Source organism: Pantoea sp. Lij88 (assembly GCF_030062155.1).
Classification (GTDB): domain Bacteria; phylum Pseudomonadota; class Gammaproteobacteria; order Enterobacterales; family Enterobacteriaceae; genus Pantoea.
In genome coordinates this window covers 2,973,204-2,986,235 of record NZ_CP118269.1, presented here as the reverse complement: position 1 = coordinate 2,986,235, position 13,032 = coordinate 2,973,204, and the positions used below count along the sequence as shown (strand labels likewise).

At 59.0% G+C, this 13,032-nt stretch carries 14 protein-coding genes; 5 read left to right on the top strand and 9 right to left on the bottom strand.

The annotated features are described in order from the left end of the window. Positions 1 to 59 precede the first annotated feature (59 nt). Positions 60 to 464, top strand: a complete 405-nt coding sequence (gene cueR / locus PU624_RS17860) for a Cu(I)-responsive transcriptional regulator (protein ID WP_283546049.1) — start codon at positions 60 to 62, stop codon at positions 462 to 464. Here cueR and PU624_RS17855 read toward each other — a convergent pair. From PU624_RS17855 to tesA, 5 genes are all read right to left on the bottom strand, one after another. After that, positions 452 to 898, bottom strand: a complete 447-nt coding sequence (locus PU624_RS17855; protein ID WP_283546048.1) for an NfeD family protein — start codon at positions 896 to 898, stop codon at positions 452 to 454. The genes cueR and PU624_RS17855 overlap by 13 nt on opposite strands. Beyond that, complete coding sequence (locus PU624_RS17850; RefSeq protein ID WP_283546047.1) at positions 898 to 1,812, bottom strand: SPFH domain-containing protein; 915 nt, start codon at positions 1,810 to 1,812, stop codon at positions 898 to 900. The genes PU624_RS17855 and PU624_RS17850 overlap by 1 nt, the downstream gene beginning before the upstream one ends. A 58-nt stretch (positions 1,813 to 1,870) precedes the next feature. Next, positions 1,871 to 2,728, bottom strand: coding sequence for a co-chaperone YbbN (locus PU624_RS17845; protein ID WP_283546046.1), 858 nt, complete (start codon positions 2,726 to 2,728; stop codon positions 1,871 to 1,873). A 76-nt stretch (positions 2,729 to 2,804) separates the two neighbouring features. Then, on the bottom strand, positions 2,805 to 3,581 hold the full coding sequence (locus PU624_RS17840; RefSeq protein WP_283546045.1) for an SDR family oxidoreductase: 777 nt from the start codon (positions 3,579 to 3,581) through the stop codon (positions 2,805 to 2,807). Between the two features lie 30 nt (positions 3,582 to 3,611). Beyond that, the gene (gene tesA, locus PU624_RS17835) at positions 3,612 to 4,238 is read right to left on the bottom strand and encodes a multifunctional acyl-CoA thioesterase I/protease I/lysophospholipase L1 (protein WP_139229468.1); all 627 of its coding nucleotides are present in this window, start codon (positions 4,236 to 4,238) and stop codon (positions 3,612 to 3,614) included. Between tesA and ybbA the strand changes: the two genes are divergently transcribed. Both ybbA and ybbP read left to right on the top strand, forming a co-directional pair. Continuing rightward, positions 4,206 to 4,892: a putative ABC transporter ATP-binding protein YbbA gene (ybbA, locus tag PU624_RS17830; protein WP_010259059.1), complete on the top strand. Its 687-nt coding sequence runs from the start codon at positions 4,206 to 4,208 to the stop codon at positions 4,890 to 4,892. The two genes, tesA and ybbA, sit on opposite strands and share 33 nt — an antisense overlap. Further along, positions 4,889 to 7,306: a putative ABC transporter permease subunit YbbP gene (gene ybbP / locus PU624_RS17825; protein WP_283546044.1), complete on the top strand. Its 2,418-nt coding sequence runs from the start codon at positions 4,889 to 4,891 to the stop codon at positions 7,304 to 7,306. The genes ybbA and ybbP overlap by 4 nt, the downstream gene beginning before the upstream one ends. A gap of 76 nt (positions 7,307 to 7,382) precedes the next feature. Here ybbP and purK read toward each other — a convergent pair whose 3' ends face one another. The 4 genes from purK to ppiB all read right to left on the bottom strand — a co-directional run bounded on the left by purK (position 7,383) and on the right by ppiB (position 10,291). Then, positions 7,383 to 8,447 carry a 5-(carboxyamino)imidazole ribonucleotide synthase gene (gene purK, locus PU624_RS17820; protein WP_283546043.1) on the bottom strand — a complete coding sequence of 355 codons (1,065 nt, stop codon included), beginning with the start codon at positions 8,445 to 8,447 and terminating at the stop codon, positions 7,383 to 7,385. Then, on the bottom strand, positions 8,444 to 8,950 hold the full coding sequence (purE, locus tag PU624_RS17815; protein ID WP_283546042.1) for a 5-(carboxyamino)imidazole ribonucleotide mutase: 507 nt from the start codon (positions 8,948 to 8,950) through the stop codon (positions 8,444 to 8,446). The genes purK and purE overlap by 4 nt, the downstream gene beginning before the upstream one ends. Before the next feature lie 130 nt (positions 8,951 to 9,080). After that, positions 9,081 to 9,797 (bottom strand): UDP-2,3-diacylglucosamine diphosphatase, encoded by a 717-nt coding sequence (gene lpxH / locus PU624_RS17810; protein ID WP_283546041.1) that lies wholly within the window; start codon positions 9,795 to 9,797, stop codon positions 9,081 to 9,083. Next, positions 9,797 to 10,291: a peptidylprolyl isomerase B gene (ppiB, locus tag PU624_RS17805; protein WP_010259052.1), complete on the bottom strand. Its 495-nt coding sequence runs from the start codon at positions 10,289 to 10,291 to the stop codon at positions 9,797 to 9,799. Before ppiB ends, lpxH begins: the two co-directional genes overlap by 1 nt. 212 nt (positions 10,292 to 10,503) lie before the next feature. Here ppiB and cysS point away from each other — a divergent pair, with 212 nt between their 5' ends. Beyond that, positions 10,504 to 11,889 (top strand): cysteine--tRNA ligase, encoded by a 1,386-nt coding sequence (gene cysS, locus PU624_RS17800; RefSeq protein ID WP_283546040.1) that lies wholly within the window; start codon positions 10,504 to 10,506, stop codon positions 11,887 to 11,889. Between the two features lie 33 nt (positions 11,890 to 11,922). Next, on the top strand, positions 11,923 to 13,029 hold the full coding sequence (locus tag PU624_RS17795; RefSeq protein ID WP_283546039.1) for an AAA family ATPase: 1,107 nt from the start codon (positions 11,923 to 11,925) through the stop codon (positions 13,027 to 13,029). The last annotated feature ends 3 nt before the right edge of the window (positions 13,030 to 13,032 follow it).

Below are 13,032 nucleotides of genomic sequence, written 5' to 3'. Positions count from 1 at the left end.
AGTTTCGATTCATGCTTAAGCATAAACCTTCCATCAAGGGGAAGGTCAAGGGGACGAAAATGAACATCAGCGATGTGGCGAAAAAGACCGGGCTGACCAGCAAGGCGATTCGTTTTTACGAAGAGAAGGGCGTGGTGACACCGCCATTGCGCAGTGAAAATGGTTACCGCACCTATAACGGCCACCATCTTGATGAACTGAACCTGTTACGTCAGGCGCGGCAGGTGGGTTTCACGCTGGATGAGTGTTGTGAGCTGGTGGCGCTGTTTAATAATCCGGCGCGCCACAGTGCCGATGTTAAAACCCGCACCCTGCAGAAAGCCGATGAAATCGCGGCACACATTGAAGAGCTGCACGCCATGCGCGCTCGGTTACTGGCGCTGGCAGAAGCCTGTCCCGGCGATGACAGCGCCGAATGTCCGATCATCAACAATCTGGCCGGGTGCTGCGGTCAGCGTGGCTGAATACGCAGGGTGATGCCCTCAATGCCGACCACCACGACCGGCGTGCCCGCAGGCAGATCCTGATCCGCCTCCACCCGCCAGCTGCTGTCCCCGATGCGCACGTGTCCGGTGCGGTTATGCAGCGCGGTATCCAGCGTCAGCTGTAACCCGATCATCTGGTTGCCGCGCTGGTTGAGGGCGTTAGGCCTTTGACGCACTTCACGATGCCGCATCCAGCGATACCACAAAAAGACGCAGACCAGCGTCATGGCGGCAAACAGGGAACCCTGCGCCGTCCAGCTCATCGGTACAAACCACTCAATCAGGCCGACGATAACCGCCGCCAGCCCGCTCCACAGCAGGTAACCGCTGGTGCCCAGCATTTCAGCCGCCAGCAGTAATCCGCCCAGCGTCAGCCAGAACCAGTGTGGGTGAGCGATAATCCCGACCAGCATCAGCGTTTCGACTCAGTGCGTGATTCCTTCAGCAGTTCACCGATGCCCGCGATCGAACCCAGCAGACTGCTCGCCTCAAGCGGCATCATCACCACTTTGCTGTTATTACCTTCACCGATTTTTTGCAGTGCATCGGTGTATTTCTGCGCCACGAAGTAGTTGATAGCCTGAATGTCGCCCGCCGCGATCGCTTCTGAGACCATTTTAGTGGCGTTAGCTTCCGCTTCAGCCTGACGCTCTCGCGCCTCTGCCTGCAGGAACGCCGAGGTCCGTTCACCTTCCGCTTTGAGGATCTGCGACTGCTTATCCCCTTCAGCCCGCAGGATCGCCGCCTGCCGAACGCCTTCGGCTGTCAGAATGTCAGCACGCTTGGTTCGCTCCGCTTTCATCTGCGCATTCATCGCGCCGATGAGTTCCTGCGGCGGACGCACATCGCGAATCTCGATGCGGGTAATCTTGACGCCCCACGGGTTGGTCGCTTCATCCACGATATGCAGCAGACGGGTGTTGATGCTGTCGCGCTGTGACAGCATTTCGTCCAGCTCCATGCTGCCAAGCACGGTACGCATGTTGGTCATGGTGAGATTCAGGATAGCCTGCTCAAGATTGCTGACTTCATAGGCGGCACGCGCCGGGTCAACGACCTGAATAAAGCAGACCGCATCGATGGTGACGTTGGCGTTGTCTTTAGAGATGATCTCCTGCGAGGGAATATCCAGTACCTGTTCCATCATGTTGATCTTACGACCGACACGATCCATGAACGGCACTACCAGACTTAATCCTGGCTGCAGGGTGCGGGTATAACGGCCAAAGCGTTCAACCGTCCATTGAAAACCTTGTGGCACGATCTTAACGGTCGCCCAGACCGCCACCAGTGCCAGAATAATCAGGGCAGGGATTACAGTTATCATACAACCTCCGCATTGTCAGATTAACGGGCCGAGTCGCTTCGGCCCGTGGTGCTGCTGTTTAATACAGCAGGGAATAGAGCTGGCGACGATAGCGCGCAGCCAGTGCATCACCGGTACCCAGCGCCGCCAGAATCTCCTGCAGCATTTTACGCGCCTGGCCATCAGCGGCATTAAGATCGGATTTCAGGAAGCTGAACAGCAGTTCCAGTGCTTCTTCATTACGACCCACCTGATGCAGCTGTAACGAGAGTTTAGCAGCCAGCCCGGCGTTAGTCGGGTCCGCTTCCAGCTCGGATTGCAGCTGTTGAATCTCCGGCGTATCGGCAGCCTGTTTCAGCAGATCGATCTGCGCCATCAGGCTCTGATAGCGGGTATCCTGATCCTGCAATGGCACTACCTTCAGCACCGCTTCCGCTTCATCGCTGCGGTTCAGGGTAATCAGCACGTCAGCCAGCAGGAAACCGATCTCGCTGGACTGGTTGCTCAGCTGCCACGCATCTTTTAACAGCGGCAGCGCCTCCAGCGGTTTATCTTCCTGCATCAGCGCCATCGCCTGCTGCGCTTTCAGCTCTTCTTCGCGCGGCAGCACTTTTTCCAGCAGGGCGCGGATTGCTTCTTCCGGCTGCGGGCCCTGGAAGCCGTCAACCGGCTGACCCTCCTGGAACAGGTAAACGGTCGGGATGGAACGCAGACCAAACTGCGACGCGACTCGCTGCTCTGTGTCGCAATCCAGTTTTGCGAGAATAAACTGACCCGCGTACTCCTGCGCCAGACGCTCCAGCACCGGCGTCAGCTCCAGACAGTGCTGGCTGCGCTCAGACCAGAAGTAGAACAGCACCGGCAGCTGCATCGACTGCTCAAGGGTCTGCTGCAGGTTAGATTCGTTGATGTCGATGATAGAAGCTTGTGGTGACATGAATAAGTCTCTTTGCAAAAAGTGTTCTAAGAATATGGGGCCAACTGGCCCGGCTTCAAGCGCTATTGCGCATGGCTTACTGATGGCTGCGCAAAATGCGATCCAGCATCCAGCCTGGCAGCAACCGCTTAAGCAGGCTCATCACGTGTGCGACCAGTGTCACCGGATAGCGTAAACGTGGATGTTTACTCTCGAGTGCATGACGAAGTTTAGGCAGAATGGCTTCCGCTGGCAGGGTAAAGCGCGCCGCGATGCCGGGGTTGCGCACCGGGTTATGCTGTTCGCCCTGTGACACATTGTCGGTAAAGCGGGTCTCAATCGGACCCGGCTCAATCAGGCTGACCCGGATGCCGCGGCTGCGTACTTCGAGCCGTAGCGCGTCGCTCCAGGCTTCCAGCGCATATTTACTGGCGGCATAGGCACCCCGGCCTGGCGTGGAGATCAGGCCCAGTACCGAACTGGTGTTAACAATGCGGCCATCGCCGCTGGCCTGCAGCGCGGGTAACAGCCGGAGTGTCAGCTGATGGACGCCGAAAAAGTTACTGGAAAACTGCTGCTCCAGCTGCTGACGGGAGAGGGTGTGCAGCGGGCCATAGAGGCCAAATCCGGCGTTGTTGAACAGCGCAGCCAGACGGTTATCGCAGAACGCGAGCACCGCATCCGCCGCCTGATCCACGCTCTGCGGATCGTCGAGATCGAGCTGCAGGCCCGTAAAACCCAGCGTGTTCATGCGCGCAACATCGTCGGCTTTGCGGCAGGCGGCGATCACCCGGTAGCCCCGCGCCAGCAAATCGTGCGCGGCGACAAGGCCAATACCGCTGGAACAACCTGTAATCAGAATGGTTTTTTGCATTTCTTTACCCTATTTGCGCATTCAGGCGCGCTACGGCTGCTTAACTAAGGGAGCCAGTTCTTTCGCCATCAATCCGGCGATAAACGGCTGGGCATCAGGATTAGGGTGAATGCCATCCTGCTGCATCCACTCGGGCTTCAGATAGACCTGCTCCATGAAAAAGGGCACCAGAGGAATGTCATGCTGCTGCGCGAGTCCAGGATAGATGCCGCTGAACGCCTCGGTGTAGCGGCGGCCATAGTTGGCGGGCAGGCGGATCTGCATCAGCAGCGGTTTCGCATTGGCGGCTTTGACATCGTCGATCACTTTACTCAGATTCTGTGCGATAGCGTCGGGCGGGAAACCGCGCAGACCATCGTTACCGCCCAGTTCGATTAACACCCATTGCGGCTGATGCTGTTTTAATAGCGCAGGCAGGCGCGCCAGTCCCTGTGCGGCAGTATCGCCGCTGATGCTGGCGTTGACCACTTTCGGTTTCTGCTGCCACTGCTTATCGAGCAGGCTGGGCCAGGCCGCCGTGGCCGACATGCGATAGCCCGCACTCAGGCTGTCGCCCAGCACCATCAGGGTATCTGCAGCAGCAAGACGTGACACCAGCAGAAGAATCAATAACAGGAAGGGATAATGCCAGCGGAAAACATTGTTGAAGTTCATCATCTTACTAAGTCCGTCGGTCAGGGAGAGCATCAGTTAACCATCCTTACCGGAGTTGAGTTGGTTGTCAAACCAGCCGAGACCATTGCGCTGATTGGCGAGTCCGGCTCCGGCAAGTCCACCCTGCTGGGAATCCTGGCCGGGCTGGACGATGGCAGCAGCGGCGAAGTCCATCTGCTGGGGCAGCCGCTGCACCAGATGAACGAAGAGCAGCGTGCGGCCCTGCGAGCCCGCCAGGTCGGCTTTGTGTTTCAGTCCTTTATGCTGGTGCCGACCCTGAATGCGCAGGAGAACGTGCAGCTGCCTTCACTGCTGCGCGGCGACAGCGACCGGCAGAGCCGCGAACAGGCACGGGAACTTTTGACGCTGCTCGGGCTGGGTGAACGTCTGCATCATCTGCCCGCCCAGCTTTCGGGTGGCGAGCAGCAGCGTGTCGCGCTGGCCCGCGCCTTCAGCGGTCGTCCGGGCCTGCTGTTTGCCGATGAGCCCACCGGCAATCTCGATCGTAAAACCGGTGACCGCATCGCCGATCTGCTGTTTTCCCTTAACCGCGACTTCGCCACCACGCTGATTCTGGTGACGCATGATGAGCAGCTGGCGGCGCGCTGCGATCGTCGCCTGCGACTGCGCGACGGTAAATTGTGGGAGGAGCAATGATCTGGCGCTGGTTCTGGCGCGAGTGGCGTTCGCCCTCGCTGCTGATTGTCTGGCTGGCCCTGACGCTGGCGGTGGCCTGCGTACTGGCGCTGGGGTCGATCAGCGATCGCATGGAAAAAGGGCTGAATCAGCAGAGCCGTGATTTTATGGCCGGTGACCGCACGCTACGCAGTACCGATGCTGCGCCAGAAGCCTGGCTGAAAAAGGCGCGGGAAACCGGCCTGACGGTCAGTTCTCAGCTGACCTTTATGACCATGACCTTTGCCGATCAGTCACCGCAGCTCGCCTCAGTCAAAGCGGTAGATGACCGTTACCCGATGTTTGGCACGCTGCAGACGCAGCCGCCGGGTCTGCGGCCACAGGCGGGCACCGCGCTGGCAGCACCGCGCCTGATGGCGCTGCTGAATCTGAAAGTGGGCGACACGCTGGAAGTGGGGGATACCCAGCTGCGCATCAGCGGTGAGGTAATCCAGGAGCCGGATGGCGGCTTCAACCCGTTCGAGATGGCGCCGCGCCTGCTGATCAATCTGGCGGATGCTGGCAAAACCGGTGCGATTCAGCCGGGCAGCCGTATCACCTGGCGCTATAAATTCTCCGGTAATCCCGAACAGCTGGCCAGTTATGACCGCTGGATTGAACCACAACTGAAGGCGGACCAGCGCTGGATCAGCGTGGATAACTCAGAAGATGCGCTGGGCCGTTCGATGCAGCGCGCGCAGCAGTTCCTGCTGCTCTCGGCCCTGCTGACGCTCATGCTGGCGATTGCCGCCGTAGCGGTCGCCATGAGTCACTACTGCCGCAGCCGCTACGATTTGGTGGCGGTGCTGAAAACCCTGGGCGCGACGCATGGCGCGTTGCAGCGGTTGATCATCGGTCAGTGGCTGGCGGTACTGCTGCTGGCGGCGATTGCCGGAGGCATTGTGGGGCAGGGCGTGGAAGCGATCCTGATGGCGATGCTGAAACCCGTATTGCCTGCCAGCTTACCGGCGGCCAGCGTCTGGCCGTGGATCTGGGCGGTAGGGTCGCTGTTTGTGATTTCGCTGCTGGTTGGTCTGCGGCCCTATCGTCTGCTGCTGGCAACCCAGCCGCTGCGGGTGCTGCGGCGCGATGCGGTGGCGAACCTCTGGCCGCTGAAGTTCTATATTCCGGTAATGATCGTTGTGGTGGTGGCGCTGTTAGCGCTGCTGGTCGGCGGCAGTAAAATGCTCTGGGCGCTGCTGGCGGGGGTGATGGTGCTGGCGGGATTACTGGCGTTACTCGGCTGGGGAACCCTGCTGCTGTTACGTCGGCTGGTGGTGCGCAATCTGGCGCTGCGTCTGGCGATCAACCGGCTGCTGCGCCAGCCCGGCATGACGCTGAGCCAGCTCGCAGCCTTCTCGCTGTCGTTTATGTTGCTGGCGCTGCTGCTGGTGATGCGTGGCGATCTGCTGGATCGCTGGCAGCAGCAGTTACCGGCGGATAGCCCGAACTTCTTCCTGCTCAACATGACGGCGGATCAGGTGCCGCAGGTGCGTGATTTTCTGCAGGCGCACCAGATTAAACCCGAAACCTTTTATCCGATTGCGCGGGTACGGCTCAGTGAACTCAACGGGAAACCGGCCGATCCGAAACTGGATAATGCCCTCAACCGCGAGCTGAACCTGACGGCGCTGGCCGATCGCCCGGATCACAATCCGCTGGTGGCTGGCAGCTGGCCGCCAAAAGCGGGTGAAGTCTCGATGGAGGTGGAGCTGGCGGACCGTCTGGGGCTGAAACTCGGCGATACCCTGACGTTCGACGGCGATACGCAGACGTTCAGCGCCCGTATCACCAGCCTGCGTAAAGTGGACTGGGAAAGCCTGAAGCCGAATTTCTTCTTTATCTTCCCGCCGGGTGCACTCGACAGCCAGCCGCAGACCTGGCTCACCAGCTTCCGCATGAAGGCGAATCCTGTTCTGCTGGCGCAGCTGAACCGCGCTTTTCCGGCGCTAAGTCTGCTGGATATCGGCAGCATTATGCAGCAAATCGGTCAGGTACTGACGCAGGTCAGCCGGGCGCTGGAGATCATGGTGGTACTGGTCACCGCCTGTGGTGTGTTACTGCTGCTGGCGCAGATTCAGGTCGGGATGCGTCAGAGACGGCAGGAGCTGGTGGTCTATCGCACGCTGGGCGCGGGCAAACGCCTGCTGCGCACCACGCTGTGGTGTGAGTTTGCGCTGCTCGGCGTGGTCTCCGGCGTGGCGGCCGCAATGGGAGCAGAAGCGGCGCTGTGGGGATTACAGACTAAGATTTTCGACTTCCCATGGCAGCCAGACTGGACATTATGGCTGGCGTTGCCGTTGTGCGGCGCACTGCTGTTATCGCTGTGTGGCGGCTGGCTGGGAATCCGGTTACTGAAAGGGAAGGCGCTGTTCAGGAAGTTTGATGCGGCATAAGGCAGGGCTGAAATAAGGCGGCACGAAGCCGCCTTTGATCTTTATTCAGACCGCACCCGCAAGCGGTAACGGGAAACTACAGCTTTTCAACGGCCCACGCGATGCCGCTGGCGTACTCTTCCGGCAGCTGTGGCACCAGCGCATTCAGCGCCGCTTTCAGCCGCTCTGCATCGCTGTCGGTCAGATTGAGGTGGCCCACTTTACGACCCGGACGCACCTCTTTGTCATACCAGTGCAGATGCACCAGCGGCTGTTGCAGCCAGCTGAGATTCACGTCGGTGCCAATCAGATTCACCATTACCGATGGCGCAAACACCACCGGCTGCGGCAAAGCCAGGCCCAGAATGGCGCGGAGATGCAGCTCAAACTGGCTGATCGACGCACCGTTTTGCGTCCAGTGACCACTGTTGTGCACACGCGGTGCCAGCTCATTGATCAGCAGTCCGGCTGGCGTAACGAAGCACTCCATCGCCATCACGCCCACGTAATTCAGCGCCTGCATGATCGCGCTCAGCATCGATTCGGCCTGCTGCTGCTGGGCCTGATCCGCCTGCGGCTGTGCCACGCTGGTGCGCAGAATGCCGTCCTGATGCAGGTTATGCGTCAGCGGATAGAACACCACCGAGCCATCGTGGCCGCGCGCGCCGACCAGTGACACTTCACCGGAAAAATTGATGCCCTGCTCAACGATGCATTCGCCGTAACAGGCATCCGGCAGCTGGTGCGTTTCATCAGCACGCAGACGCCACTGACCCCGCCCGTCGTAACCGCCGGTGCGGCTTTTCACAATCGCCAGTTCGCCCAGTGATGCAAACACTGCGGGCCATTCGCTTTTGTCCGCCAGCAACTGCCACGGCGCGGTGGCAAGCCCCAGCTGATCCAGCAGCTGTTTCTGTGTCAGACGATCGGCCAGACGCGGGAAAATATCCCGGTTAACAAAGGCCGGATGGCTCGCCAGTTCGCGCGTCAGCGCGGTTTCCGGCCAGCGTTCGATTTCGGCGGTGATCACGCTATCGGCGATCGGCAGGGCAGCAGGATCGGCATCCAGGCCCACCGGATACACCGCGATACCCAGCGGTTCCCCCGCCTGGCGCAGCATTCGGCCTAACTGGCCGTTACCCAGTACGCAAACCGGCTTCATGCATCCACCCGCGGATCGGGATGGTTCAGCACCTCATCGGTCTGGCTCTGACGCCAGTTATTCAGGCGTGACGCCAGCGCGCTGTCATGCAGCGCCAGAATCTGCGCCGCCAGCAACGCGGCATTGGCTGCGCCCGCCTTGCCAATCGCCAGCGTCCCGACCGGAATACCGCGCGGCATCTGCACAATCGAATAGAGGCTATCGACGCCGCTCAGGGCTGCGCTCTGAACCGGCACACCCAGCACCGGGACCAGCGTTTTGGCCGCCAGCATACCCGGCAGATGGGCTGCGCCACCTGCGCCAGCAATAATCACCTGGAAACCGTTACCGGCTGCCGTTTCGGCGAAGCTGAACAGTTTATCCGGGGTGCGGTGTGCAGAGACCACTTCAACATGAAAAGGGACGTCCAGGCTGGAGAGGATTTCAGCGGCGAACTGCATGGTGGCCCAGTCACTTCTGGAACCCATAACAATGGCGATGCGGGCCGGGGCGTTCGATGACATGCGGTCAACTCCTGTGAATAAACAAACAGACCTGGCCGGGCGGACAGGTTTTGAAGGGCACCGAGAATAGCATGAGAAGCACGCAAGGAAAACGGTTGCGTCGGGCTAACGTCGGGGAGATAACCGCAGATTAAAAGTCGAAATGGATGAGCTGAATGCCGCTGGCGTCGAGCTGAATCATGGAACCCCGGCTGTGCCAGGCACCCAGCACCGCGCGTTGCGCCGTTTCACCCTGCAGGCTCAGCGTATGAATCGCCGGGCGATGGGTATGGCCGTGGATCAGCAGCGGCACCTGCTGGCGCAGCATGGCGGCGGCCACCGCATCCTGGTTTACATCCATGATGAGCCGGGATTTGTGCTGATTGGCCTGTTTACTGTCGGCGCGCATCCGGGCGGCGATGCGTTTGCGTATCCACAACGGCAGCGCCAGGAACAGTCGCTGGATCCAGGGATTGTGCACTTTGGCACGAAAGCGCAGATAACCCGCATCGTCCGTGCAGAGCGTATCGCCGTGCATGATCAGCAGCCGATGGCCGTAGAGCGTCAGCACCTGCTCTTCCGGCAGCAGCGTCATACCGCTGGCGCGCGCAAAGCGTCGGCCAATCAGGAAGTCGCGATTGCCATGAATGAAGTAAACCGGAACCGGCAGGGCGCGCAGGGCGCTGGCAATCTGCTGATGCAGCGGATTGGGATCATCGTCGCCAATCCAGGCTTCAAACAGATCGCCGAGAATATAGAGCGCGTCGCAATGGGGCGCTTCGCGCTGTAAAAAATGCAGAAAACCGGCGGTAATCGCCGGTTCTTCCTGACACAGATGGAGATCTGCGATAAACAGCGTGCGCGACATTACTCGCTGACGGTCACTTTCTGGATAACGACGTCATCTTTTGGCACATCCTGGTGCATGCCGCTGCGGCCGGTAGAAACCGCTTTGATCTTCTCGACTACATCCATGCCTTCAACCACTTCAGCGAATACGCAGTAGCCCCAGCCCTGAACGCTTTCGTCACGGAAGTTCAGGAAGTCGTTATCAGCTACGTTGATGAAGAACTGTGCGGTCGCAGAGTGCGGCGCAGAGGTACGTGCCATTGCCAGCGTACCTTTGGTGTTTTTCAGGCCGTTGCTTGCTTCGTTCTGAATTTCGGCTTTGGTTTCTTTCTGCTTCATGCCCGGCTCGAAGCCGCCGCCCTGAATCATAAAGCCGTTGATTACGCGGTGGAAAATGGTGTTGTCGTAAAAACCTTCACGGCAGTAATCCAGGAAGTTCTGTACGGTTGCCGGCGCTTTATCATCGAAAGTTTTGATTACGATATCGCCATGGTTCGTCTGGAAAGTTACCATTTTTGTCGTCCTGTAAAGGTTGTCATCAGTTGCTGAGGTCGCGTTGTCGATTGGCGTACCCCTTTTTGTCGACCGTTCTTATATCATAATTTCCAATGACGCGTCAGCAGCGCGGCGCAGTTGGCTTGCTTTGCGTCGCGCGAGCGATAAAAATACGGCACAATGTCTGGATACTTAAAAGTGCCAACCACACGCGAAAACGGAACCGTTCAATGCTTAAGATTTATAACACCCTGAGTCGACAGAAAGAGGAATTCAAACCCATTCATGCCGGTAAAATCGGGATGTATGTTTGCGGCATCACGGTGTATGACCTCTGTCACATTGGTCATGGGCGGACGTTCGTGGCGTTTGACGTGGTGGCGCGCTACCTGCGTTACCTCGGTTATCAGCTTAATTATGTACGTAACATCACGGACATTGATGACAAAATCATCAAGCGCGCCAATGAAAACGGCGAGAGCATCGAAACCCTGACCAACCGCATGATCGGCGAGATGCACAATGACTTCGCCGCGCTGGGGATTCTGCCTCCTGATGAGGAGCCGCGCGCGACCCGTCATATCGCTGAAATCATCGAGCTGGTGGAAACGCTGATCGCCCGTGGTCACGCCTACGTGGCGGACAATGGCGACGTGATGTTTGATGTACTGAGTGACACCGATTACGGCGCGCTGTCGCGTCAGGATCTGGAGCAATTACAGGCGGGTGCACGCGTTGAAGTCGCGGACGTGAAGCGCAATCCGATGGACTTCGTACTGTGGAAAATGTCCAAAGCGGATGAGCCAGCCTGGTCATCGCCGTGGGGCAACGGTCGTCCTGGCTGGCACATCGAGTGCTCGGCGATGAACTGCAAACAGCTGGGTACGCATTTCGATATCCACGGCGGCGGCTCAGACCTGATGTTCCCGCACCATGAAAACGAAATCGCCCAGTCGAGCTGCGCCCATGACGGTCCTTACGTCAACTACTGGATGCACTCCGGCATGGTGATGGTTGACCGCGAGAAGATGTCTAAATCGCTCGGCAACTTCTTCACCGTGCGAGACGTGCTGCAACATTATGATGCCGAGACGGTGCGTTACTTCCTGATGTCCGGTCACTATCGCAGCCAGCTTAATTACGGCGAAGATAACCTGAATCAGGCGCGTGCAGCGCTGGAGCGTCTCTATACGGCACTGCGTCACACCGACAGCAGCGTGCCAGCCCACGGCGGCGAAGCGTTTGAAGCGCGTTTCCGCAGCGCGATGGATGATGACTTCAACACCCCGGAAGCTTACTCGGTGCTGTTCGATATGGCGCGTGAAGTTAACCGCCTGAAAAGCGAAGATAGCGCGTCAGCGCATGGACTGGCGTCTAAGCTGCGCGAGATGGCTAACGTGCTGGGCATCCTGCAACAGGATCCTGAGCTGTTCCTGCAAAGCGGCGCGCAGGTCAATGATGAAGAAGTTGCCGAGATTGAGCATTGGGTGAAAGCCCGTGCCGACGCGCGGGCAGCCAAAGCCTGGGCGGAAGCGGACATCGCGCGCGACAAACTTAACGCGTTAGGCGTTATCGTCGAGGATGGACCACAGGGCTCCAGCTGGCGTCGAAAATAAACCGGAGAGGGCGAGCAATCGCCCTTTTTTATTATGGCGATTGAACAGATTCAGATCCGCGGCTTCCGCTCAATACGTAACCTGACGCTGTCACTGCACCAGCTGAATGTGGTGAGCGGTCCCAACGGCTGCGGTAAATCCAACCTCTACAAAGCGGTGCGGCTGCTGCACGAAGCGGCCAGCGGTCATCTGGCGCTGGCACTGGCTGATGAAGGCGGCATTCAGAAAGCGATGTGGGCGGGCGGATTGCGGCGGGGCGATCGCCGACACGATCCTAAGCGGCTGGAGCTGGCTGTGGTCATGGATGACATGGATTACCAGCTGGAGATTGGCTTTCCCGAGCCGCTGTCGACCAGCCTGTTCAATCTTGATCCGCTGGTGAAGCAGGAGCGGCTCTGGCTCAGCGGCCAGAAACGTCGTCCTTCTGCCTGCATCATGCAGCGCGAAAATCAGACCGCTTTTCTGCACAACGTTGAAGGGGATCGCGTCGCTTATCCGGCGGTGCTGCATCCGGAAGAATCACTGTTTGGTCAGCTGGGTGAACCCCATCTCTACCCGGAGCTGTCGCAGTTACGCGAGCGGCTGCATCAGTGGCGCTTCTACCATGAGTTCGCCGTCTGGCCTGGCTCACCGATACGTGCGCCGCAGATTGGCGTGCGTGCGCCGGTGCTGAGCCATGATGGCAGCAATCTGGCGGCGGCCTGGGCAACCATCGTGGAGCGCGGTCATTCAGAACTGTTGTTTGAGGTGATGGCGCAGGCGTTTCCCGACAGTCAGTTTGACGTCGAGGTGCAGAATGGTCGCTTTCAGATGCTGATGTCCCGCAATGGCATTCTGCGTCCGCTGGAGAGCGCGGAGTTTTCAGATGGCACGCTGCGGTTTCTCTGTCTGGTTGTGGCGCTGCTCAGCCCGCGCCCACCGGCCTTTATGGCACTGAATGAGCCGGAGAACAGTCTGCATGAAGATCTGTTGCCTGCGCTGGCGCGTTTAATCGCCGAAGCCAGTCAGTACAGCCAGCTCTGGATCACCAGCCATTCACCCCGCCTCGCAACGCTGATTGCGCAGCATACGGCGGTGAATCATATTGCACTGGAACAGCGGGAAGGGGAGACGCGTGTGAAAGGGGATGAACTGCTGTGACAG